Origin of the sequence: Clostridium ragsdalei P11 (assembly GCF_001675165.1) — a bacterium.
Classification (GTDB): Bacteria; Bacillota; Clostridia; order Clostridiales; family Clostridiaceae; genus Clostridium_B; species Clostridium_B ragsdalei.
Genome location: NZ_LROS01000011.1, coordinates 263,138 through 288,037 on the forward strand (window position 1 = coordinate 263,138; position 24,900 = coordinate 288,037).

Annotated in this window: 24 protein-coding genes and 1 pseudogene; 5 read left to right on the top strand and 20 right to left on the bottom strand. The window is 30.5% G+C overall.

The genetic code is table 11. From position 1 onward, the window contains the following. Position 1: 1 nt before the first annotated feature. From CLRAG_RS06220 to mraZ, 18 genes and pseudogenes are all read right to left on the bottom strand, one after another. Positions 2 to 694 (bottom strand): 5'-methylthioadenosine/adenosylhomocysteine nucleosidase, encoded by a 693-nt coding sequence (locus tag CLRAG_RS06220; protein WP_065077594.1) that lies wholly within the window; start codon positions 692 to 694, stop codon positions 2 to 4. 126 nt (positions 695 to 820) lie between these two features. Next, positions 821 to 1,504 (bottom strand): DivIVA domain-containing protein, encoded by a 684-nt coding sequence (locus CLRAG_RS06225; protein WP_065077595.1) that lies wholly within the window; start codon positions 1,502 to 1,504, stop codon positions 821 to 823. Positions 1,505 to 1,521: 17 nt separating this feature from the next. Then, the gene (locus CLRAG_RS06230; protein WP_065077596.1) at positions 1,522 to 2,295 is read right to left on the bottom strand and encodes a YlmH family RNA-binding protein; all 774 of its coding nucleotides are present in this window, start codon (positions 2,293 to 2,295) and stop codon (positions 1,522 to 1,524) included. A gap of 36 nt (positions 2,296 to 2,331) precedes the next feature. Next, on the bottom strand, positions 2,332 to 2,598 hold the full coding sequence (locus CLRAG_RS06235) for a YggT family protein (RefSeq protein ID WP_065077597.1): 267 nt from the start codon (positions 2,596 to 2,598) through the stop codon (positions 2,332 to 2,334). A gap of 32 nt (positions 2,599 to 2,630) precedes the next feature. Beyond that, the gene (locus tag CLRAG_RS06240; RefSeq protein ID WP_013237731.1) at positions 2,631 to 3,095 is read right to left on the bottom strand and encodes a cell division protein SepF; all 465 of its coding nucleotides are present in this window, start codon (positions 3,093 to 3,095) and stop codon (positions 2,631 to 2,633) included. A gap of 12 nt (positions 3,096 to 3,107) precedes the next feature. Beyond that, a complete protein-coding gene (locus CLRAG_RS06245; RefSeq protein WP_065077598.1) occupies positions 3,108 to 3,776 on the bottom strand; it encodes a YggS family pyridoxal phosphate-dependent enzyme in 669 nt (222 codons plus the stop codon). A gap of 121 nt (positions 3,777 to 3,897) precedes the next feature. Further along, positions 3,898 to 4,623 carry a DUF881 domain-containing protein gene (locus CLRAG_RS06250; protein WP_065077599.1) on the bottom strand — a complete coding sequence of 242 codons (726 nt, stop codon included), beginning with the start codon at positions 4,621 to 4,623 and terminating at the stop codon, positions 3,898 to 3,900. Positions 4,624 to 4,633: 10 nt separating this feature from the next. Next, the gene (locus tag CLRAG_RS06255) at positions 4,634 to 4,975 is read right to left on the bottom strand and encodes a small basic family protein (RefSeq protein WP_023163035.1); all 342 of its coding nucleotides are present in this window, start codon (positions 4,973 to 4,975) and stop codon (positions 4,634 to 4,636) included. Positions 4,976 to 4,992: 17 nt separating this feature from the next. Continuing rightward, positions 4,993 to 5,706 (bottom strand): DUF881 domain-containing protein, encoded by a 714-nt coding sequence (locus tag CLRAG_RS06260; protein WP_065077600.1) that lies wholly within the window; start codon positions 5,704 to 5,706, stop codon positions 4,993 to 4,995. Positions 5,707 to 5,720: 14 nt separating this feature from the next. Next, positions 5,721 to 6,491, bottom strand: coding sequence for a cell division protein FtsQ/DivIB (locus tag CLRAG_RS06265; RefSeq protein WP_065077601.1), 771 nt, complete (start codon positions 6,489 to 6,491; stop codon positions 5,721 to 5,723). Positions 6,492 to 6,939: 448 nt separating this feature from the next. Further along, positions 6,940 to 8,052 (bottom strand): stage V sporulation protein E, encoded by a 1,113-nt coding sequence (spoVE, locus tag CLRAG_RS06270; protein ID WP_065077730.1) that lies wholly within the window; start codon positions 8,050 to 8,052, stop codon positions 6,940 to 6,942. Between the two features lie 92 nt (positions 8,053 to 8,144). Beyond that, entirely contained in the window at positions 8,145 to 9,098 is a 954-nt protein-coding gene (gene mraY / locus CLRAG_RS06275; protein ID WP_065077731.1) for a phospho-N-acetylmuramoyl-pentapeptide-transferase, read from the bottom strand. A gap of 34 nt (positions 9,099 to 9,132) precedes the next feature. After that, entirely contained in the window at positions 9,133 to 10,527 is a 1,395-nt protein-coding gene (locus tag CLRAG_RS06280; RefSeq protein ID WP_065077602.1) for a UDP-N-acetylmuramoyl-tripeptide--D-alanyl-D-alanine ligase, read from the bottom strand. A 346-nt stretch (positions 10,528 to 10,873) separates the two neighbouring features. Beyond that, positions 10,874 to 12,322 (bottom strand): UDP-N-acetylmuramoyl-L-alanyl-D-glutamate--2,6-diaminopimelate ligase, encoded by a 1,449-nt coding sequence (locus CLRAG_RS06285; protein ID WP_065077603.1) that lies wholly within the window; start codon positions 12,320 to 12,322, stop codon positions 10,874 to 10,876. Positions 12,323 to 12,566: 244 nt separating this feature from the next. Then, positions 12,567 to 14,342: pseudogene (locus CLRAG_RS06290) on the bottom strand (stage V sporulation protein D); the annotation flags it as partial. A 6-nt stretch (positions 14,343 to 14,348) separates the two neighbouring features. Further along, positions 14,349 to 14,819: a hypothetical protein gene (locus tag CLRAG_RS06295; RefSeq protein ID WP_207644791.1), complete on the bottom strand. Its 471-nt coding sequence runs from the start codon at positions 14,817 to 14,819 to the stop codon at positions 14,349 to 14,351. A 36-nt stretch (positions 14,820 to 14,855) separates the two neighbouring features. Continuing rightward, a complete protein-coding gene (gene rsmH / locus CLRAG_RS06300) occupies positions 14,856 to 15,785 on the bottom strand; it encodes a 16S rRNA (cytosine(1402)-N(4))-methyltransferase RsmH (RefSeq protein WP_065077606.1) in 930 nt (309 codons plus the stop codon). A gap of 80 nt (positions 15,786 to 15,865) precedes the next feature. Continuing rightward, positions 15,866 to 16,294 (bottom strand): division/cell wall cluster transcriptional repressor MraZ, encoded by a 429-nt coding sequence (gene mraZ / locus CLRAG_RS06305; RefSeq protein ID WP_065077607.1) that lies wholly within the window; start codon positions 16,292 to 16,294, stop codon positions 15,866 to 15,868. A gap of 280 nt (positions 16,295 to 16,574) precedes the next feature. Between mraZ and ychF the strand changes: the two genes are divergently transcribed. Next, on the top strand, positions 16,575 to 17,672 hold the full coding sequence (ychF, locus tag CLRAG_RS06310; RefSeq protein ID WP_065077608.1) for a redox-regulated ATPase YchF: 1,098 nt from the start codon (positions 16,575 to 16,577) through the stop codon (positions 17,670 to 17,672). A gap of 136 nt (positions 17,673 to 17,808) precedes the next feature. On the opposite strand, the gene CLRAG_RS06315 is transcribed toward ychF, so the two are convergent. Beyond that, the gene (locus CLRAG_RS06315) at positions 17,809 to 18,417 is read right to left on the bottom strand and encodes a TetR/AcrR family transcriptional regulator (protein WP_065077609.1); all 609 of its coding nucleotides are present in this window, start codon (positions 18,415 to 18,417) and stop codon (positions 17,809 to 17,811) included. 256 nt (positions 18,418 to 18,673) lie between these two features. On the opposite strand from CLRAG_RS06315, the gene CLRAG_RS06320 reads away from it, so the two are divergent. Genes CLRAG_RS06320 through CLRAG_RS06330 form a run of 3 tightly spaced genes read left to right on the top strand, consistent with a single transcriptional unit; the run spans position 18,674 to position 21,877 of the window. Beyond that, positions 18,674 to 19,672, top strand: a complete 999-nt coding sequence (locus tag CLRAG_RS06320) for an HlyD family secretion protein (RefSeq protein ID WP_065077610.1) — start codon at positions 18,674 to 18,676, stop codon at positions 19,670 to 19,672. A 31-nt stretch (positions 19,673 to 19,703) separates the two neighbouring features. Further along, the gene (locus CLRAG_RS06325) at positions 19,704 to 20,312 is read left to right on the top strand and encodes an HlyD family efflux transporter periplasmic adaptor subunit (protein ID WP_065077732.1); all 609 of its coding nucleotides are present in this window, start codon (positions 19,704 to 19,706) and stop codon (positions 20,310 to 20,312) included. A gap of 14 nt (positions 20,313 to 20,326) precedes the next feature. Beyond that, entirely contained in the window at positions 20,327 to 21,877 is a 1,551-nt protein-coding gene (locus CLRAG_RS06330) for a DHA2 family efflux MFS transporter permease subunit (protein WP_065077611.1), read from the top strand. Between the two features lie 51 nt (positions 21,878 to 21,928). Here the strand turns inward: CLRAG_RS06330 and CLRAG_RS06335 are convergent, their stop codons facing one another. Continuing rightward, a complete protein-coding gene (locus CLRAG_RS06335; protein WP_065077612.1) occupies positions 21,929 to 24,250 on the bottom strand; it encodes an AAA family ATPase in 2,322 nt (773 codons plus the stop codon). Positions 24,251 to 24,475: 225 nt separating this feature from the next. Between CLRAG_RS06335 and CLRAG_RS06340 the strand changes: the two genes are divergently transcribed. Next, positions 24,476 to 24,880 carry a hypothetical protein gene (locus tag CLRAG_RS06340; protein WP_065077613.1) on the top strand — a complete coding sequence of 135 codons (405 nt, stop codon included), beginning with the start codon at positions 24,476 to 24,478 and terminating at the stop codon, positions 24,878 to 24,880. Positions 24,881 to 24,900: the final 20 nt, after the last annotated feature.

The window sequence follows — 24,900 nt, forward strand, 5'->3', positions numbered from 1 at the left end:
TTTACAAGCTCATAATCATACTTTTAATTATTTGTGTAGAATTTTTTATGGCAATAGGTGCAAATTTTTTATAGTCCATACTAGCACCATTGTTTGCGTTATCTGATATAGACCTTATTATTACAAAAGGTACATTGTTCAAATAAGCTACCTGTGCAATACTTCCACCTTCCATTTCACAAGCCAGTGCTCCAAACTCCTTGTTCAAATATCTAACCTTTTCTGTACTTGAAATAAATTGATCTCCTGTAACTATTCTTCCTACAAAACTATTTATATTTCCTAATTTATTGCAGGCATCTTTAGCTTTTTCTACAAGTCTTCTATTACATTTAAAATCATATGTATCCAATCTAGGTATCTGTCCTACTTTATCTCCAAAAGCAGACGTATCCATATCATGCTGTACCAAATTATCTGCTATTACTATATCTCCTGGATATACATTTTCTCCTGCACCCCCTGCAATGCCTACATTTATTATATAATCTGCATTAAAATCATCTACAAGTATTTGGGCACATACTGCTGCATTTACCTTACCTATACCACTCCTTACTACCACTATATCTTTATTATAAAGTTTTCCTAAATTAAATTTCATATTAGCTTTTTCTTCAACTTTCTCCAGTTCTAATTCAGATAAAAGTATTTCTACTTCTTCATCCATAGCTCCTATAATTCCAATAACCATGTTTGTATGTCCTCCTCATTTTTATTTCTATAATTACTAGCATATATTAAATCAACATTGATTGTCAAATATGCTCTGTTTATCTGTGCATACTAAAAAGCCACTCTACTTTTAGAGTGGCTTTTTCTATCCTTTAATAAAAAAATTTTTAATTTCTTCGAGTTCATCTTTATCTTGAAAAATTTCCTTTTCCGTATGATTTGAGTCCTCTTTATTATCTTCATCAAATTCTTTGTTACTCTTTTCAACTAAAGAAACATCTTCCTTTTTTGGCTCTACTATTTCTATTTCCTTTTCCTTAACAGTAGTATCTTCTACTTCATTTTCATTTGATTCATACCCGATGTTATAATTCTTTACAAAATCTTTTTCCATATCATCAAACATTTCCATTTGAGTTTTCATAAAATTTCTAAACTTAGTTCTAAACTTAGAAAATTCCTGTTTTACATTTTCAAACTCATCTGTAATTTGAATTACATCGCCATGGGCTTTATCTATTATCTTCTGTGCAGCATCATTTGCATTTTTTACTACAAATTCACTTTCCTTTTTAGCATTTTCTTTAGCCTGTTCAGAAGCATTTTGAGCTAATAAAAGTGTATCTTTTATAGTATTTTCCATTTTAGTATAATGACTTATTTTCTCATCCAAAGACTGCATTTTTTCCTTTAAAAGAGAATTTTCCTTATATATAGACTCATAATCTTCTGCTATTTTGTCTAAAAATTCGTCTACTTCATCTATATTATAACCTCTAAGTCCTTTTTTAAATTCCTTATTTGTTATCTCTGCAGCAGTAATAAACATCACGAGCACCTCACAAATTAACTAAATTTTTTTATAAGAAGTTTGCATCGACCGCTTCCCGTCCAACCCGTTTCTCCCACAATTTTAAACTTTCCACAACCTCTTACAGTTATTATACAATTATCTTCTATAGATTTATCTTTTCTCGTTTCTGGTAAATAATCCAAAAGGACTTTACCTCTCTTAATCATTTCTTGAGATTTATTTCTTGATACATTGCATAGAGAACTAACTAAACAATCAATTCTCAAGGAAGAAACATTTAAAACAGAAGTTTTAAAATTATATAGGGGAATTTCCGCAGAACTAATATCTAAAACATTTGCTTTGCAGCTGCTCTTTCCTACGCTATTTAAATTCATCTCTATGTAATCACTTATATCTTCACAAACAGCTAAATAACATTGCTTATCTTCCTTTAATATTAAATCTCCAAATTTCTCTCTTTTAAGTCCAAGAGCCATAAGAGCCCCTAGATAATCCTTGTGTTCTAACTTAACAAATTTAGACTTACATTTTATTTCCATTAATTTTATTGGATAATTCCTTATATCAAACTTTGAAAATGCTATGAGTTTTCTTTCTGCATCTTCAAATATGCCACAACTGCATATATTTAAGTCAATTTCCTCCTTTAGGTTTTCTAAAGTATTCCATACATTGGGAGTATAAAATGTTGAGGTATATACTGTATTATTAGTTTTTTTTGCTAAACTTATTTTATCATATATAGGTAAGATTTCACTTTCATCGCAAAAATGAAATCTCTTTATAAAACTTTTTTTATCCATAATTATCCCTTAATTTGCTATGCATTATTTCATATGCTAGAGTATCGAAAATACAATTCCTCTTAATATATCTATTATAAAAAAGGCCACTATAGGTGAAAAATCTATCATTAACCCTGGCATAAGTTTTTCCTGAATTTTTCTTCCAGGCCACATAAGGGGTTCCGTAAATATATGTAAAAAATCCACAAATGCGTTACTTCTCCCCTGCATAACCCAAGATAGAATTACATCCAATATTATAGCACCTTCAAGAAATCTAAACAGTAATGATATTGCAACAGCTAAAGTACTACTTATCATTTTTGCCTCCAATTATTTATCAGTAAATATACTTACTTCCATCCAAATATTCCTTTTCCAGATAGTTCATTTTTCAAATCACTATTTACTTCTACACTAGATGGTGAAAGTATGTATATTCCTTTTTCTATTTCTTCCAAATTTCCTCCTAATGCATAACTTGCACCGCCCATAAAATCCAGTAACCTTTGAGCTATTCTAATTTCAAGTCCTGTAGTATTTATAACTATTATTTTTCTATTTTTAAGTTCATCACATATATCAGCTGCTTCCTCATAAGTAGTTGGCTTAACTATCCTTACCTTAGCTGCTATTGTAGTATGTATGCTTACAACTTTATTTTGTCTTTTACTATTTACAATAGGGTCTACCTCTGCAAAATCATTTACGATTTTTTCATTTTCTCCTTTCTTTGTTTCTTCTTCCTCTATATCTTCCTCCAAGTCATCTTCCAATCCTAAAAATCCCATCATTTTGTTTATCATTTTACCTGCCATAAAAAATACCTCCTATTTATTATTGTAATTTCTCTTTCCAAATATACCTTCGCCAATTCTCACCAGTGTTGCTCCTTCTTTAATTGCTATTTTATAATCATGAGTCATTCCCATAGATAGTATATTCATACTTATATTATTAAACTTTCTTTTCTTCAAGCCATCAAAAATATCTTTTAGCTTTCGAAAATAGTTTTTACAACTTTCTTCATCCCCTTTAGGAATTACAGCCATAAGACCTTTTACTTTAACATTGGTACAATTCTCACAGGCATTTAGTAAATCTTCCAATTCCTCTAGAGGTAAACCCGTCTTACTTTCTTCCAACCCTATATTTATTTGTATCAGTGTATTTGCAATTAATTTTTGATCTTTATAATGTTTTTCTAATTCATTAAGAAGTCTTATACTGTCCAAAGAATGGATAAGATAAACCTTACCAACTATATATTTTACCTTGTTTCTTTGAAGATGGCCTATTAAATGCCACCTTATATCCTGTGGAAGGTTTGGTATTTTATTTGTGAGCTCCTGTACCTTATTTTCTCCAAAATCTCTAATACCTGCATCATAAGCTTCTTGTACATCTTCAATAGGCTTAGTTTTTGAAACTGCCACTAAGGTTACATTTTTATCCTTTAACTCTTCTTCTATCCTATTCAAATTTTGTTCAATTGACAATATTACCGTCTCCTTTATTTAAGCACAAACATATACAATTATTAGTATTCTTCATAGACATCAAAATTCCTGCAAAAATTAATTATTTTTTTAATCATTTTCAACAAATTTATAAAATAATCTACTGTATCTCTTTCATAAATTCTGTTTTATACTCTCCCTTATAGGCAGGTATTTTTATATTATCTGATTTTTGTACCTCTACCACAATCTTTCTAGTTATCATTATTTTTAAGTAGTTTTCATTTGACATCATGTAAGTATAGAGTACTTCCTTATTTCCTATAGCATTAATCAAAAAAGGAGAAGCTATTTTTACTCCATTTACTCTTAAAAATGGACCGCTGCAATAAATTTCGGAAACCCCTACTATTCTGTGACCATTTATAGAAATTGCCTCGGATCCTGCATTTTTCAAATCATTGATAACCTGTATTATATCTGTATTATGTACAAGCTTCATCTGATACTGAAAACTATCAAGTCCATCATTCATAGGTGCATCATTCAAATATATATTTATTCCCTGACCTTTTACAGCTACTTTTCCAAGTACAATATTGTTTTGATTTAATTCCTGATTTATTCCAGCTACAACTTGAGCCTCATTCTTCTCACTGCTTCTATATTTTTTTAGCTTGTTATAGGTATCATTATATTGTTTTAATAATCCCGATATCTCACTGTGAAGCTGATTTTTATAATTATATGCATCTTGATACTGTTTTGCATTTAAAAACACTCTCTTATTAGTCTTACCTTTTGTAAAACTTATATTGGTGGATATTAATATACCTATTATTATAGAAGCTATAAAAACAAAAGTATTAGCTTCACTACTCTTCATTTATTTCACCTCATTGATGTGATTTAGCTTTTTCAATTAATACTCTTCTTATTATTGCAAAATTATTAAATATCCTTCCTCCAAAAACTATAACCACTGCCAAATATATAGGTACTCCAAGCTTATCCCCTAAATAAGCAAATGCTGCAGCAAGTACTGCATTTCCAAAAAATCCGGATATAAAAATATCTGTTTTAAAATTTTTAGACAAATTAGCTCTTATAGCTCCAAATACCGAGTCAAGACAAGCTAAGATAGCCACAGACATATAAGGTGAAAATTTATCTGGAATATTTACATTCCAAACCACACCTATAATTATTCCCAATATAAGTCCAACAAATCCTATCATTTTTTATCACCTCTAATTTATTCTTTCACAGGCTCTGCATACTCAAATTTATATGGTTTGTTATATTTCTTTATAGTTAAACTATCAGATTTTTCAAACTTAACATCACATATCGCTTTTAAATCTGAAAATACTTCTGGAAAACTCATGGCACTATATAACAAACTTTTGTCTCCTATAGCTTGTATAACTATTCTTTTTGATGGTGATATTTTTTCATCATTTATAAGTATATAATTTCCTGCTGTCCTTATACCCGTTCTTGAAACAACTCTTATGTCATTTATAGATATAGCTTCAGCACCTGCAAATCTCAATTCATTTACGAGATATACTAAATCTTTATCGGTTATGTGATTGTTAACACTATTTCCAAATAGATTGCTGTTAGGATTAAGATATATAACGACACCTTGTCCCTTTACATCTACCTCTCCTATAAGTATTCTAGAATTTTCTAATTCATCCAGAAGGTTTTTTGTAGAATCACTCTTGCTTGCTGCAGCATCTTCATAGCCCTTTACTTTATTTTGAAGATCATTTACCTTCGTTTCTAGTGCAGCTTTTTCCTTTTTATACTGCTCTATTTCCACAGTAACATCAGAACTATTTTGATTATTTAAATTTAATGTATTATCCTGTTTCATAAGTACTCTAAATTGGTAGGTAAGCATGAATCCAAGTATACAGCACACCAAAGCAACACTAATTTGTGAAGCAACTTTACGCATTTTATTTTATCCTCCTAATTTTCAATGTGAAATACAGGATTTCCATCAAATCTTACGTCTATGTATCCCCTGGCACTGCCCAATTTTTCATTTAACATTATATTTAAAGCCCTGTTTACCTTTTTACCTAAATTATCTCCTTGTCCCAATTCCACACACATATCTTTAAAGTAAACTTTAATATCCACAGAATTACTTACATCCATATAAGTAATTTCAAAAGGTAATTTATTATTTTGAATTATACTTCCTAGGGTAGTTACAGCCTTAATTTTATTATCATCTTTATTTAAAATACATTCTCCCACTTTAACTTTACTACAATCAATTCCATTTAACTTAACTAACTTCATATTATTTATGTTGTCTCTCCTTTGAAGTAAAACTCCATTTTTATCTACAATGAAATATTTTTTGCTGCTTTCTATATAAAAGGTTGCCTCTCTTTCTTTTACATTAATATTAATGGTTCCAGGAAGCTTTCTGCCTATATCAACATCTTCTATATATGGATTCTTTAATATATTTTCTGATGCATCTTTTAGATTAATATAAAAGATATTATTTCCACCATATACTTTTGAATCCTCAATAATGCTATTACTTGAAATACTTTTATTTCCATACACTTTAATATACTTTATATTAAAATAGGGCAATTTCAAGCAGAGTGTAAAAAATAATGCTATTAAAAATACCATAAGCATAAGAACTCGTTTTACTTTTACTTTTTTTCGTCTTTTCAAAATCAATTCATTATCTGTTTTCGTAATAATATGACTCATTTCCTATCCTTTCACTTATAATATAAAATAACATAAGATATATATATATTAACACTTAATAACAGTAATTTCATTAAAATAACCCTTAAATTTATATTAAATATTTATATACTTTACTTCATTAAAATTTGCTTACTCAACTTTTTTAGTTAATAATTAAGAGTGAAGAATTAATAGTTAATGTGGTTTTTTTTTCGTTACACTACAAAAAATCTTTAATTAAATTTTTGAAGGCTCGTTTTGCTAAAGCAAAACATTACTAAGTGCTAACTTATATAAATTCAAAGATTTTTTGCGACAGCTAAAAATCATCCTTCACTATTAATTCTTCATTATTAATTTTTAATTTTCAAAAGCTTTGCTTCGCATTATTTTTACATTAAGTGATTATCTTTCTAAGTCCCTAAAAGTCCACAATAGCATTACAAAAAAATTTGCAATGCTATTCTTAACCACTTTCTGTTTGCCTTGATATATTCAAAAGTATTCCAACTGCTATCATATTGATTGTGAGAGCCGAACCTCCATAACTTATAAAAGGTAATGGTACTCCTGTTACAGGCATGGCACCAGTTACAACTGCAATATTTATTATCGCCTGAACTGCAATAACCGAAGTTATTCCAGTTGCTAAAATGGTTCCATAAGTATCCTTCGCCCTTATAGCAATAATAATTCCTCTCCACACAAAAACTATAAATAATATAACAATTACAGTACATCCTATAAGTCCTAATTCTTCTCCTATAATAGAAAATATAAAATCATTGTGAGGTTCTGGTATGTAATAACACTTTTGCCTTGACCTACCAAGTCCCATTCCCCATATTCCTCCTGATCCCATTGCTAAAAGAGATTGAATCAATTGATATCCCTTTCCTTTAGGATCAGACCAAGGATTTAGAAAGCTTGTAAATCTAGCCATTCTATAAGGTTCAAATATTATACCTGCTATTCCCCCAAGGACTACAAGCCCAACTACGCCAAGTACATGGGTTATTTTAGCTCCCGATACATATAAAATTATGAGTGTAACTATCATTATTACAGCTGCTATACTTAAATTCTTTTCTGCAAATACAAGTCCTGCATAAAATGCAGAAACTAAAAGATATGGAAGCACACCATACAGCATGGTTTCTATCTTCCTTCCACCTTTAAGCTCTATACTTTTTGCCATATATAAAACCACAATATATTTTGCTATTTCAGAAGGTTGAAATCCAACAGAACCTACTGTTATCCATCTTTGTGCACCTTTTCTAGATTCAAAGGCAAAAACTGCAAGTAAAAATATTACAGATACTATCATAAGCAATTTAGTATATTTCTTTATTCTCTTATAATCAAATTTTACTGTAAAAAACATAAGGAATGTTCCAATTATTGCCCATAACCCTTGCCTTTTTAAATAAAACATGCTATCTCTTGTACTTTTATCAAAAAATGCTTTGTAAGAACTGGCACTATAGACCATAACAACTCCAATAGCTACCAATAACATTATAGTTGAGAAGAGCAAAAAGTCTATAGAGCCCATTTTAGTATTTGGTTTACTAATTCTCATAAAAATCCTCCTAGATTATTACTATATGAGGCTGACAAAAGCATTTAAAAATTACTATATTTAAAGATAACCTTCTTCTTTTCATTTTACAAAGATAGAAATCCTAACAGACACAATATTACTGTAATTATACAAAATATAGAAACTACTTTAGTCTCATGCCAACCTGAAAGTTCAAAGTGGTGATGGATTGGGGCCATTTTAAATATCCTCTTTCCTGTAAGTTTAAAGGAAGCCACTTGGAGCATTACAGACGCTGCCTCTATTACGTATATTCCTCCAATTATTATAACCAATAGTGGAAGTTTTAGTATCATAGCTACTGCACCTACTGCACCTCCCAGTGCCAGAGATCCTGTATCTCCCATAAATATTTGAGCTGGAAAAGCATTGTATTTCAAAAATCCTAAAAGTGCTCCAGCAAGAACTGCACAGAAAATAGCTAAAGTAACGTGTCCCATAGCAAAGCTTACTAGAGCTAAAAAAGTCATTATCAAAAGTGTAACTGACGTTGCCAATCCATCAAGTCCATCTGTTAAATTCACTGCATTTGTAGTTGCTGCAAAATATATTATTATAAACGGAATATAAAATACTCCTAAATTCCAACTTCTATGTGCAAAAGGAACTATTATAGATGTCCCTATATATGGATTATTGGCAGAATAGTAGGCAAATATTCCAGATACAATTAATAATAATATCATTTTTTGATAAGCTCTTAGTCCCAAATTTTGCTTTCTCAATATCTTTAACATATCATCAATAGCACCTATTACTCCAAAAGCCACAAAAGCATAAAGGGCTATCATAGCCTCATCCGATGGTTTTTTTACTATAATTGCCATAGTTATAAAAGTTGCTAGTATAAACAATACTCCTCCCATAGTTGGAGTACCTGCTTTTTTCAAATGACTCTTTGGGCCATCTTCTCTTATATTCTGGCCAAATTTAAATTTATGAAGAAGAGGGATCAAAATAGGTCCTTCTAAAATAGCTATAAAAAATGCAATTAGTACAGAATAAATTAATCTATACATATAATATTGCCCTAAGCTAAAGGGCATTCACCTCCTAATTATTGCTGCTTCTCTTTAGTTCTTGTGCTATAGTTTCAAATTTCATTACTCTAGAAGCTTTTACAAGTACTGTGTCTCCCTTTTCAATGTACTTTTTTAAAACAAACTCCAAAGCTTCTGCATAGGTATCAAAACTAATACATTTTCCTTTTTTACTTGTTAACTGGAATCCCCTTTTAAAATCTTCTACATATTCCCCAAGGGCTATCAAGATATCTATGCCATTTTCTCCTGCATACTTTCCTACTTCCTCGTGCATCTTGCAGGATTCATCTCCCAATTCCCCCATAGTACCTAATACAGCTACTCTCCTTTTTGATTTAAAATTTTTCAAAACATCAATAGCTGCTTTCATTGACTCAGGATTAGCATTATAACTATCATTAATTACATTGAATTTTTTTCCTTTACATATCTCCATTCTCATTGCAGTAGTCTCTATATTTTTTAAACCCTCTCTTATTTCTCCATAAGTCATATTTAAAATTCTCCCACAAGCAACTGCAAGTAGAGAATTCAATACATTGTACTTTCCAGGTACATTTACCTTAAACCTCTCTTCCATCTTAACATTGTTTTCACATATGTTAAAACTTATAAAATCTTCTTTTACCTCTATATCATAAGCTGATATATCTGAATTTTCTTCTAGTCCAACTCTTTTTATGTTAAATCTATCTTCTTTTAAATTGCCTAACATATCATTGTCTGAATTTATTACTAAAGTATTATCCTTTGAAAAAAAATCTGTTATTTCAAGTTTTGCTGCAAGTATGTTTTCTCTTGTTCCTAAATTTCCTATATGTGCCCTAAGTACATTGGTTATTACTGCAATATCTGGTCTGGCAGATTTTGACATGCTATGTATTTCTTGCCTATTATTCATTCCCATCTCAAGCACTGCCACATCATAACTATTATCCAATCTAAATATCATATGTGGAAGTCCTATTTGATTGTTAAGATTGCCTTCTGTTTTAAACACTTTGAACTTAGCACTTAATACAGATGCTATTAAATCCTTTGTTGTTGTTTTACCTGCAGAACCTGTAATTCCTATTACTTTTACATTAAGTTTACTTTTATAGAATTCTGCTAAATCAAGCAACGCCTGATTTCCATCCTTAACTTGAATTACACTAGTACACTCATTTATTTCACTTTTTTTAAAATATACTTCATCCACAATACATATAGAAGCACCTTTATCACTTGCAGCTGCAGCATATTTATTTCCGTTAAATCTTTCTCCTCTAAGGGCAATAAATATATCTTTTTCTTCAATTTTTCTAGTATCTGTACTTACATTTCTATATCCACTATATTTCCCAGAAATTATCACTTGTCCAGATACAGCATTTACTATTTCATCAAAACTCATGTATTCCAAATTTTTATTCTCCCCTCTTTTAGGCAATTATCTTAAAGTTAAAAGTTCAAATATCAGAGTTCAAATAAATGATAACTTTTTAAAGTCTTAGAATATTTTAGCCTAATATTTTCTTATACTAGAAAGTACTCCATCATTACCTGATATTTGTTCTTTGCTATCTGTTATTTATTTTTTCAAACTCTATAGGCTTTCTAATCGAAATTTGAACTTATACATAACATGTAATGACAAAATTGAAGGCAATTTTAAAAACTTATTAAAGTTTTTAATGTGCTGCAATTTGTCATTATATGCTCTAGTATAAGTTAACTTTCAAACTAAAAACTCTATAATTGTAAATTGATCACTGTGCATTGTCTAAAATTTCAGATATTATCTCTCTTTCATCAAAATGTATGGTCTTATCTTTTAATATCTGATAATCTTCATGCCCCTTTCCTGCAACCACAATTACATCTCCTTTTTGTGCCATATGTATAGCTTCCTTTATAGCTTCTTTCCTATTTTCAACTACCTTGTAATCATCTTTTTCAACACCATTTACTATTTCATTAATTATTGCCATAGGCTCTTCTCCTCTTGGATTATCTGAAGTTATAACTGCAAAATCAGATAACTCTGTACCTATCTTGCCCATTATAGGTCTTTTGGTATTATCCCTGTCTCCACCGCAGCCAAAGACAGCTATAAGTCTTCCTGTAGTAAATTCCCTAGCAGTTTTCAATATGTTCTCCAACCCATCTGGAGTATGGGCGTAATCTACTATGACTTCGTATCCAAGGTTATACCCTTTAGTAACTATTTCACATCTTCCAGGTACAGCATCCATAGATTCAAGTCCCTTTTTCACAACTTCTAAACTTATACCTTCGCAAAGGCATGCCCCTACACTTCCAAGAGCATTCATTATATTATATTTACCTGGTATATTTAAATTTATATGCGCTGTCTGCCCCCTATATGTTATATTAAAATTAGCTCCTCTAGAATGTATATTTAAATCATCAGCTTTTAAATCAGCTTCCTTATTTATAGCATAGGTTATCTTGGTTCCTAATGCATCTTCATATATTCTATCTCCATATTTGTCGTCTATATTTATAACAGAATTAATAGTATTTTTAAATAATATTAATTTGGCCTTATAATAATTTTCAAAGGTCTTGTGAAAATCTAAATGATCCCTCGTTAGATTTGTAAATATTGCCTCTGAAAATTTCACTCCGTATGCTCTATCTAGGTAGAGTGAATGAGAAGATACTTCCATAACACAATACTTAACTCCTTCATCCACCATCTGTTTAAATAACTTCTGAAGTTCTAAAGATTCAGGAGTAGTTCTATGAGAAGGTATTTTCTTGTCTCCTATATAATTTGCTATAGTACCTACGAGTCCTACTTTATAACCTGCTGTCTCTAGTATGGATTTCATCATAAATGTAGATGTAGTTTTACCGTTAGTTCCTGTTATTCCTATTATTTTCATCTTTTTAGAAGGATTATCATAGTAATTTGATGAAATAATAGCAAGTGCTTTTCTTGTATCCTTTACCTTTATCACAGTACAATCGGGTACATTTTCTACTTCTTCGCTTATTACAATAGCTGCCGCACCATTTTTATAAGCCTTATCTATGTATTTATGTCCATCTGTAACATATCCCTTTATACATACAAAAACATCTCCAGATTTGACTTCTCTAGAATCATATTGAATTTCCCCTATATTTAAATCACCATTTCCCTTAACAACTTCATATGTAAGTCCGTTCATCACTTTCTTTAATTTCATAGTATACACTCCCTAATTTAAAATTGTCTGATGACTACCATCCATAGTACTCCCATCACACTTTGTGCATAATCTACACATAGCATTGGCATGCAGACTTAATAAATAATAGTACTGCATGCCTTAAAGTAATTTTCTATCAAATCTTTCACTATTTTATTATAATTTTCTAATCACTTCATGTAAAGAACAAGTTAATTATTTTTATCAATGAATCCATCAGATAAATGCCTTAAGGTGATGTATCCCCTTTCACTGCAAGATAATTAAGTACATCTTCAAAAACCTGCTTTGCTGTAGGTACCGCAGTTTGACTTGCATAATAAGTGGATGGATCTGGTTCATCTATAGAAATTAAAATTGTTATTTTAGGGTCATTCGAAGGTGCCATACCTGCAAATGAAGAAACATATTTTCCTGTCTGATATCCTCCAACTCCAGCTTTCTGGGCTGTACCTGTTTTTCCTGCTATGTGATAACCTTCTATAAAAGTACCTTTTCCACTGCCCTCTGTAACTACCCTTTCTAGGTATGATCTAAGCTTTGCAGTTTTACTACTATCCAAAAGTTTTTTACTATTACCAGCTAAGTCATATTTTTTATCTGTAACTTCTTTGCTACTATTTTCATCATAATGTTCTATTTCTTTCATAACATGAGGAGTAATTAAAGTTCCTCCGTTTGCCACTGCATTAAAAGCTCTAAGATACTGAACTGCTGACACTGTATCCGTCTGTCCAAAAGAAATAGTTGCCAAATCTACATCGCTTATATTTTCCGTCTTTTTGATTATTCCTTTAGCTTCTCCTGGTAAATCTACTCCAGTTTTTTGACCAAATCCAAATTTTTGTATGTAATCATTTAATTTTTCTTTTCCTATTTTTTTGCCAAGCTCTGCAAAGCCTATATTGCAGGAATTTTTAATTATATCTGGAAAACCTTGTACACCATGTCCAGCAGATACCCAGCAATGTATAACTCTATTGCCTATGGTTATGCTTCCATTACATGTAAATGTATCACTATCACTAACTGAATTTGTTTCAAGCGCAGTTTGTGCAGTTATAACTTTAAATATGGAACCTGGTTCAAAAGTATCGCTTACTGCTCTATTTCTCCATATATTTTGAAGCTCTGAGTAAGATTTATTATCTACCCAAGGAGAATTTGGGTTGTAATCAGGTTTATTTGCCATAGCCAGTATTTCTCCATTTTTAGGATTCATAATTGTTATAGAAACTGCTTTTGCATTATAATCTTTAAGTGCCTGCTCTGCAGATTTTTCTGCAAAATGTTGTATCATTTCATCTATAGTAAGTACTATATCCTTTCCATCTACAGGTTTTGTAAATTCTGAAATAGTATAGGGAAGTTCTTTACTCTTTCTATCTAATTCTGCAATTCTACGACCTGGGGTACCTGCTAAATCCTTATTATAATAAAGTTCTACTCCTGTAAGTCCAACTCCATCTGAATTAGTATGTCCTATTACCTGTGCTAAAAAATTATTATTTGGATAATATCTCTTAGTATCTGCAGATACAAGTACTCCATTTAAATTTAAACTTCTAACTTTATCCGCTTCAGCTTTTTCCACTCTTCTTTTAAGCGTAGCAGAAGCAATAGGTAGCCCTCCTGGAAGAGTTTTTTTCATTATTTTTGATACTTCTTTCTTATCCATAGAAAGAGCCTCTGCTAACTCTTCTGATATTTTATCTTCCGATATCTTCTTCTCTTCCATAGTGTCTCTCAACGTATTCATATCCAAATCAATTCTGTACACATTAGCACTTACTGCTAATTCATTTCCACTTCTATCTAAAATTCTTCCTCTTTTTGCATCAATTTTGACATCACTTGTCCATTGAGCTATTGCCATGGATTTAAGCTGTGGCGATCTGTATATCATTACATAACACATTCTCCCTACTAGTAAAAAGAAAACCATAAATAGAAAACTAAAAATAATTACCATTCTTTTTCTGATAATTACTCTATCTCTGTATTCCTTTTTAGCCAAAATTATTTACCTCCATATCAATTGCTTCAACTCACTTAATATCCCCTTGTGCATTTCTGATTCATCCGAATTTTCTTCTACTTTAATAACTTTCTTATCTAAATTTGTATATACTGCATTTCCTTTATCCGGTACCTTCATCTGTAATTTATTTATTGCATTATCCTCTATGTATCCCAAATTATTGTATTTTACAAGTTCTACTCTCAAGTTTTCATTTTGTTTGTTAATTTCACTTATATCGTTTTCTATAGAATTTAGCTCCGTCTGTGAATTGTATATTGCACAATATCTATAGACCAGAATAACACCTACAATAAAAACCACACATATGTTTCTAATTACTTTTAGTTTCTTTTTTACCTTTAACGCCCTATTCGGATCCTTAGTTTTAATCTTTCTTTCTTCTGTCTCTTTGTAAGGCTTGTACTCTGGCTGAAGGGCAGTATTTCCATTTACCATACTCTCTTTGTTCATTAATATCACTTTATTCACCTCTTTTAAATTTTAGAACTAAATTTTCTCTGCTGTCCTAAGCTTAGAACTTTTACTTCTTGAATTTTTCTCTTTTTCCTCTTCTGTAGGTATTATAGGCTTTTTATTTATTATTTTTACAATAGGTTTTTTGCCACACACACATAGGGGAAAATCCGGTGGACAAGTACATGGATTCTCTAATTTTTTAAATTTAGTTTTTATAATTCTATCTTCTAAAGAATGAAAAGTTATAATTGATATTCTTCCGCCTGTATTCAGTCTTTTTACGCTATCCTCTACTGCTTTGTTCAATATTTTAAGTTCTCCGTTTACTTCTATACGTATAGCTTGAAAAGTTCTTTTTGCAGGATGACCTTCTTTTTGAAATCTTGCAGGTATTGCATTTCTTATTATATCTACAAGCTGTAATGTTGTATTTATAGGAGCTTTTTCCCTTTCAGTTACTATAAACTTTGCTATTCTCTTTGAAAAGTTTTCCTCTCCATAGTCCCTTATAACGTTATAAAGATTTTCCTCACTATAATTGTTAATCACCTCATAAGCGGATAATGAACTATCCCTATTCATTCTCATATCAAGGGGAGCGTCCTTCATATAGCTAAATCCCCTTTCTGATTCATCTAGTTGATAAGAAGAAACTCCAAGATCCATAAGTATACCATCAACTTTATCTATTTTAAGTTCTTCTAAAATTTCATCTATATAATAAAAGTTATTGTGAACATAAGTAATATTTTTAAATTCATTTAGTCTCTCCCTTGTTGCATTTATAGCAGATGTATCCTCATCTATTCCTATTAACCTTCCCTTATGGGATAACCTCTTTAAGATTTCAAAGGAATGCCCTCCTCCTCCTAAAGTGCAGTCTACATATATTCCATCTTCTTTAATATTTAAACTATTTATAGTCTCGTTAAGTAGTACAGGTACATGTTTAAATTTCATATAATACATCCTCCAATTTTGCTATAGCATCTGAAAAAAATAACAAGTCAAAGATATGACGGATATTTTTTTAAAGATGCTTATATTCCAAGTTCATTCATTTGTTCCGCTATATTATCAAAATTTATATTTAAATTATTGTATTCTATCCAATTTTCTTTACTCCATATCTCTATTCTGCTAGATACTCCTATACTTACTATTTCCTTATTTATATCTGCATATTCTAGGAGTGTCTGGGGTATTAAAATTCTCCCCTGCTTATCAGGTTCCATTTCATTTGCCCCGGAGAAAAAAAATCTTACAAAAACCCTTGCATTTTTATTAGTAAGTGGAAGTTTCTTTAACTTCTCTTCAAGTAAATGCCATTCACAAAGTGGGAAAGCATAAAGACAACTATCTAAACCTTTAGTCAAAATAAATTTGTTCCCTAATTCTTCTCTAAATTTAGAAGGTATAATTATTCTATTTTTACTATCTAGTGAATGTTCATACTCACCTAAAAACATCATTACACCTCTTACTTCTATTACGCTCCACTTTCAACCACTTTAATCCACCAAATTACTTATTCTATATTAACATAAAATTTCCTCTTTTTTAATAGACTTTTAATATTTTTTTTAAACCTATTAAATTTATTTTTTCATCAATTTTTTTCATCTCCTTCTACTAACCAGCAGAATTAGTTTATATTAACTACATTTATTGAAATAATATGCTCTGTAGAGTATAATTTAGATGAATTTTACACCAGTTAATTATATTTTAAGAAGGGAATGTACATAGATGAAACTTGGAATTGTGGGTTTGCCAAATGTTGGCAAAAGTACCCTATTTAATGCAATAACAAAGGCAGGTGCGGAATCTGCCAATTATCCATTCTGTACTATAGAACCAAATGTAGGAGTGGTTAGTGTACCAGATAAAAGATTAGATGTACTTGAAAAAATGTACAATTCAAAGAAAAAGGTATATACAGCTATTGAATTTTACGATATAGCAGGACTTGTAAAAGGTGCTAGCAAGGGAGAAGGCCTTGGAAATAAATTTTTATCACATATAAGGGAAGTAGAAGCTATAGTACATGTAGTTAGATGTTTTGAAGATGAGAATATTGTACATGTAGATGGCAGTGTGGACCCTATTCGTGATATTGAAACCATAAACTTAGAGCTTATATTTTCAGATTTAGAAGTAATGGACAGAAGAATTGAAAAAGTGTCGAAACTTGCGAAAAGTGGAGATAAAGAATCAAAAGTTGAATATGAAATTATGTTAAAAGTAAAAAAACATCTAGAAGAAGGCAATCCTGTAAGAACTCTAGATCTAAATGAAGATGAAGCCGAACTTGTTAAAAGCTTCTTTTTACTTACAACTAAACCTGTACTCTATGTAGCCAATATTTCTGAAGATGACTTAACTTCCGGAAATTTGGAAAATGATTTTGTAAAGAAAGTACAAGAATATGCAAAAATGGAAGGCTCAGAAGTAGTAATAATTTCTGCCAAAATAGAAGAAGAACTTTCTTCTCTAGAAGATGATGAAAGACTTGAGATGCTAAAGGAATATGGTTTAAATGAAGCAGGTCTGGATAAATTAATAAACAGCAGCTATAGGTTACTTGGTCTTATGAGCTTTTTAACTGCTGGAGAAAAAGAAGTAAGAGCATGGACCATAAAGAAAGGCACTAAAGCTCCGGAAGCTGCAGGCAAGATACACACTGATATACAAAAGGGATTCATACGAGCTGAAATTGTATCCTACGACAAACTCGTGGAATGCGGCTCCGAGACTTCTGCAAAAGAAAAGGGATGCTATAGATTGGAAGGAAAAGACTACATTATGCAGGATGGAGATGTAGTTAACTTTAGGTTCAACGTTTAGACAATTCACAATGCATAGTTAATAATTTAGGAACAAAATGTTAAAACATTTTGTTCTTTTTTTGCATATTACAATACAAATTTCTAGCAGAGAGTGGAAATTTAATACAATTCCAAATTGTACATCGTGAATTGCATTATATACTATTGCCTTGAAGCGACTTAATTAACATATCTATATATTTATACCTAACATTTTTATCCTTATAATTTAAATTAGAAAATTTTCTTGTTTGGTTATCAGATATTACAGGAAAAATTAAACTAGCAATTCCCTGCAGTGCCATCATGGATAATTTTTCTTCATCTTTAATTCCCGTAACTTCGGATAAAATATCTTTTATCTTAAAGACTCCTTCATCTTCAATAAATTTAATATAATCAAATTTCAAGTCATCCTTATATATAATAAGTTGATTGACAAAATTTCTAAATACATCTGGATACTCAACGCTAGCATCAGAGTAACTCCTAAGGAAATTCCTAAGTCTATCTATTGGTGCAATCTGCTTATTTTCGAGAATTTCAAAAGAACTCATAAATTTACTGGTAAGACATTTTAACGCCTCGTTAATTACACCTTCCTTTGAACCAAAATAATAATTAATTGACGCTACATTAACATCAGCTGTCGCTGCTATTTTTCTTATAGTAACATTTTGAAATCCTTCTTTTCCAATAATATAAAGAGTAGAATTCAATATTCGATCCTTAGCATTTGGAATATCTTTTGAATTATATTTCATTTAATATCCTCCTAAAATAACTATGTATTATGAAACATTGTTTAAAACATCTTTGAATATTATATTACTTATTTATATGTTTTTTGTCAATAGTTACATTCAAGAATTTTGAATTTCTAATGATAAATGCTGATAATATTAAATTTATATTGACAATCCTACTATAAAATACTATTATTTTATTAAACAATGTTTTAAACATTGATTAAAACATATATCTCTATAATAGATAAATTTCAATTTAAGGGGGATAAAAATGAAAAAGCTAATATCAACATTATTAATATGTACTTTACTATTTATTGGATGTTCTTCTCACAATGACAGTTTAGATTCATCTAACAAAAAAAATTCTACCTCATCATCCAAAGACATATACCTCTTTGGTGGAAAAATTGCAGCAAATACCTCTTCCAATGTATCTGCTAAGATCAACGCAAAAATATCTCAAATCAAAGTAGATGTGGGAAGCAAGGTTAACTCAGGAGATCCTATTATCTACTTAGATACAAAAGATCTACAGGCTCAGGTAGACCAAGCTCAGGCATCTGTGGCAACCGCTCAAGCTAACCTAGCTAAAATCAAATCCGGTTCAAGACCTGAACAAATTGCTTCTACAAAAGCAGCCGTAGATGGTGCTAAAGACGCTTATGATATTGCCCAGAAAAATTACGATCGTGAAAAACAGCTTCTTGCAAGTGGTAGTGCTGCCCAAATAAATGTAGACCAAGCCGAGCAAGTCCTTTCCAGTTCAAAGGCTCAATATGAATCTGTAAGCCAAAATTTAACTATGCTTCAAAATGGATCAACCGAAAGTGATATAAATGCAGTGGAAGCTACTGTAAACCAAGCTCAGGCTAGTGTAAATACAGCAAAAACTTCACTTAGTTACGGAGTTATTACAGCCCCTATATCTGGAACAGTTACCGTTAAAAATGTAAATGAAGGAGAAATGTCTGGTGTTGGTCAAATTCTTCTTACTATAGTAAATGCTGACCAATTGCACGTAGATAGTTATGTTCCTCAGGAATTACTCACTAAAATAAAAGTTGGTGACCAGGTTAATGTAAAAGTATCTAACATCAATAACGGTATATTTCAAGGAGAAATTTCCGTAATAGACACCCAGATAGATTCTCATAGCAAAGATGCACTAGTAAAAGTTACTATTAAAGATGAAAATAATGTGTTAAAACTAGGAATGTTTGCAGAAATAGGCTGTAAAAACAAGGTAGGTGTTAAGATTGAAAAATAGAAAAGTATTGATAGGAATAGTACTGTTACTTATGATGATAGCTATTGGTGGAATAGTTACCTATTATGTATACAACAATATGTATTACGTTTCAACAGACGATTCCACAATTCAAGGAGATTTGATTAAAGCAACTCCTCAAATTTCAGGAAAGCTCGTAGAAATAAATATAGATGACGGAGACTACGTACAAAAAAACCAAATAATTGCAAGACAGGACATGGGAAATCTTCCTGATACAAGCTTAGACAGTTCCATTATAAGGGCACCAATCAGCGGAATTGTCCTCAAAAAAAGCGGCACTGTAGGAGAGGTACTTTCTCAAGGACAGCAAATTGCTATAATGGTAAATCCCAGCAATTTATACGTAAATGCCAATATAGAAGAGACAAAAGCAAGAAAAATAAAGCCTGGACAAGTTGTAGACATTACAGTAGATGAATATGGTGATAAGCAATTTAAAGGTAAAGTTAAATCAATTGGTAAATATGCCAATTCTGATCTAGCACTTATACCTACATCAACTAGTGGAACTTTTACAAAAGTTGTTCAAAAAATTCCTGTAAAAATTTCATTTGAAACTACCAACTGTGAATTGCTGCCGGGAACCAACGCAATTGTTAAAATTCATATTAAATAAGGAGGTAGTTTTAAATGGCAGAAGATAATAACTCAGATTCATATAGATGGCTTAGTCTTGCAGTAGTAATTATGGGCACATTTATGTCTATTCTCGATGGCAGTATAGTAAATATTGGAATACCTAAAATGATGGCAGTTTTCAATGTATCTTTGGATGATGTTCAGTGGGTCTTAACTGCCTATACCCTTACTTTAGGTGCAATTGTACCAATTACAGGATTTCTTTCAGAAAAATTTGGAAACAAAAAACTATATATTTTTTCCTTAATATCATTTACAATAGGTTCCCTGCTCTGCGGTATTGCTTGGAGCAACACAAGCATGATAATTTTCCGTATAATTCAGGCTATTGGCGGAGGAATGATCATGCCTGTAAGTATGACTATAATTCTTAAAATGTTTAATTTCAAAGAACGAGGACTTGCCATGGGATTTTGGGGAATAGCAAGCATGGCAGCACCTGCCATAGGTCCTACTCTAGGTGGTTACATTATAGAAAAACTAAGCTGGAGGTTAATTTTCAATGTAAATGTACCAATAGGAATTATGACAACAATTTTATCAGCACTACTGCTTAAGGAATTTCCACATAAAGCCCCTGAAAAAGTTGACATTTTAGGCTTTGTATTTTCAACAGTAGGCATTGTAAGTATTTTATATATACTAAGCCAAAATCCTATAGATTGGAGTGATATAAAAAATCCCCTTCTACTAACAATAGGAATTTTTAATTTAATACTATTTATTATAAACGAATTATCTGTTCCAGAGCCGCTTCTGGACTTAAAATTACTAGCACGACTAGATTTTTCTTTTTCCTTAATTGCTCTGGCACTCATAAACATGTGTTTAATGGGTGGAGTATATGCAATGCCTTTATTTTTTCAAAAAATTGATGGATACACTGCAATGCAAACAGGATTGCTTTTACTTCCTTCTGCCATTGTTACCGGTGTTATGATGCCTATAAGTGCAAAACTAATAGATAAAGTTAATGAAAAAATAGTAATACTACCAGGATTAATTTTATTACTTTTTTCTTGTTATCAATTAGGCATGCTTACCTCTAATACTTCAAAAGACACTGCAAATTTATTTTTGATACTTCGTGGAGCAGGAATAGGTCTCACTATGATGCCTCTATCTACTTTTGGAATGAATCTGCTGCCTCAAAAATTAGTGACTCAAGGTTCTACCATCCAAAATACAATAAGACAAATATCCGGCTCCGTTTCAATAACAATGATGACCCATTCCCTTAGCAGCCAGGCAGAAATATATTACCATAAGCTTTCAGAACAAATAACTCCTTTTAACAATACAGCTTTAAATCTTTTAAACCAAATTCAGCAAAGTCTTTCACAGATTGGACTATCTACAGTAGATAAGCAGGTTCAAGCTAAAAGTACCCTTGTAAAACTAGTAAGCCGTCAAGCATACTCAGATGCTTTTGATTATACACTGATGCTGTGTACCGTATTTGTAATCGTCGCTTTAATAGCAACTTTATTTATAAGAAATAGGAATCAACTTTCTTCTTCTAATGAAGAAATAAAATCCTAAAAAGAACTGCAGCAGATTTCTCGAGATCAGCTGCAGTCTTTAAGAATTCTGCTATTGTTCCTTATTTTTATAGTACTTTTTAAGCTCCTTCTTAGCCTCATGAATTACATTATCATAATTTTCTTCCATAAGAATTTCCACTGCATCTTTTAAGTTAGACATAATATAAATATGAAAATTACCATCTTCTATTTCCTTTTCCACTTCACTTTTTAATGCTAAGCTGCTTGCATTAGACTTTGGAATGAGTACACCCTTCCCTTTTGTATTATCTAATACTTTACATATTTTAAAGAAACCTTCTATTTTTTCATTCACTCCTCCTATAGGTTGTATTTCTCCAAACTGATTTATGGAACCTGTTACAGCTATATTTTGTTTTATACTTATTTTCGTAAGTGCAGATATAATACTAACTAACTCTGCTACGGAAGCACTATCTCCATCTACTCTTCCATATATTTGTTCAAAGCTTAAATAAAAATCCACAGGTACTCTATTATAACCACCGCTTAAATTTTTAACATGCCCCTTTAATATATTTATTGCCTTGTTATGAATTTTTCCACTTAAGTCACTTTCTTTTTGGATATCTATAATATTTCCATTACCTTTGTAACACGAGCAGGTTATTCTTATAGGCTTTCCAAAATTAAAATACCCTGTGTCAATTATCGACAGAGCATTTACCTGTCCCACCGTTTTACCCTTTACGTCTATAAATATCTGACCTTCTGTGTAAGAATCCACTACCTGACCCTCTATAATTTCTTCTTTATAAGCTGTATTCGTGATATCTTCTTCATTTATAAAATCCCTATGATCTTCACAAACTCTTTTGTCTGAAATTATTAAAATTCTTTCTAGATCATAGTCATCCATAAAAAATTTATCTCTATTTTCAGCTTTTCTGGATAAAAATTTCGCCAGCTCCTTTACAGCTCCCTCATCCGCAGGATGTAATTTATTGTTTTTACATATAGAAAGCACTTTATATAAGAAAGCTTTCTTTGCATCCTTATCCATCTGTAAAATAGATTTGCACTCAGCTCTTATTCTAAAAATCTTTTTAAAATCTTCATCATAAGTATAAAGTAAATCATAGGTACGGTAATCTCCTATAAGTATTATTTTTTCATTAAACTCTATAGGTTCTGGTTTTAATCCACTTAAAGACAATAATTCTAAATATCCTCTATTATAATTCAAGTCAACTTTGCCACTTATAATAGACTTTTTTAAATAATAATATGCTCCTTTATTATTTAAAAGACTGCTAACTCGAAGTACTAATATTCCACCATTTGCCTTTAAAAGTGATCCTGGTCTAATGAGGCTTGGATCAGTAACATAAGTCCCATTTTTATTTTCATATTCTATACTTCCAAGTAAATTATTTATAGACGGATCTTCTTCAAACACTATAGGTAGTTTGTCTTTATCACTATTATCTATGAGTACATTCACAGAATACCTATATATTATATTCCGTATATTATCTACATCATCTTCATAGTTTATAGAATATATCTCTTTAATTTCACTTTCTATATTGTTACATATATTGCTTAAAAATTCTAATGCCTTATTATCCTTACTAAATACGTTAAAATATTCTTCCTTTAATTTCTTTGTATCTTTTTTATAATGTTCATCTATGAGGATTTTAATCTTTTCCATTTCATAGGATTCCATATCTTTTAATTTATCTAATATCCTCTCTGCATGAATCTTAAGTACATTTACTTTGTTTACTATTTGTTCCTTTTTTTCTAAATCTAAAGACTCATACTCTATCTCATTCATCATTTTTCCATTTTCTTTTAAAGGAACAAAGCTAAAACCATTTTCCGTAATTTTTAATGAAAATCCTTCACTTTTAGACATTTCTACAATTTTACTTATCAAATAACTTCGTTTTTTTTGAATGTTTTGCACCAACAATTTCTTTTGTTTGTCCTCATATCCATTGTAAAATTCATAAGTAGAATTAGCATATATATTTTGTATTTTCTTTAGCATACTTTTTAGTTTTTTACCTTTCCCAGGCCTTAAAAACAATACTTTAGGATTTTTAATATCTTTCATAACTATATAGCATATATCCTGAAGTTCTATTTTATCTTTCATAGTTTCATTTATAAACTTGTTAATATTTTTAAGTTTATCTTTTGAAAATTCATCTATAAGATAAACATTGTATCCTTGTTTATCTATTGTTAATGCATCCTTCATATTTTCATATACTCTACTATACTCAGGCATATAATCAACATTTCTATTTAAATCATCTCTATCATCTTCACTAAAGTCAATATCATCCAACTTAAAATCATATATGATTTGCTCTTTAGGTAATTCCCTATAATTCATATTTCATTCTCCTTGTATACTTAGTCTAATATAATAGTATTCTTAAAAAGTTTATTTAGGAACGAAAATAAAAAAATAAGTATATCAACCTCATATAAAAAACATACTAAAAATTATAGGCGTGTTTCAAAAATAAATATACTATGGTATAATATAATCAAATTTTGTCTGTTATTTCTAATAATCGTATAAACAAAATAAAGTAACAAAGGAGTTAGTATATACATGAGTTTTAAGGAGAAAATTGCTCAATATTACACAAAATCTTATTTAAAAAAATATGGCGACAGGTTAACTCAGGTTCAAGGCACTGTTGTATCTGTCAAAGTTAGTAAAAAAACTATATTATGGATATTTAATAAATTAACAGTAACACTTTTAGTAAGACCTGATAGAAGCAGAAACATAGTAAAATGCTCTTATATTAAAAAAAGATGGTTTAAGAAGCCTGATTTCATATCTATACATCAAGGCAATCTGGTTTTAGTTCAAGGACTTAAAGGGAAAAGAGGAAAAGAGAATAGAGAAAGCGTAGAACTTATAAATATACGAAATATGACCACAAAAAAGGACTTAATTCCTATAGAGGGAAAAATGCCCAAAGTTCAAAAAGTTCAAAGATTTAAATAAAAAAATTAGAATTGCTTTTA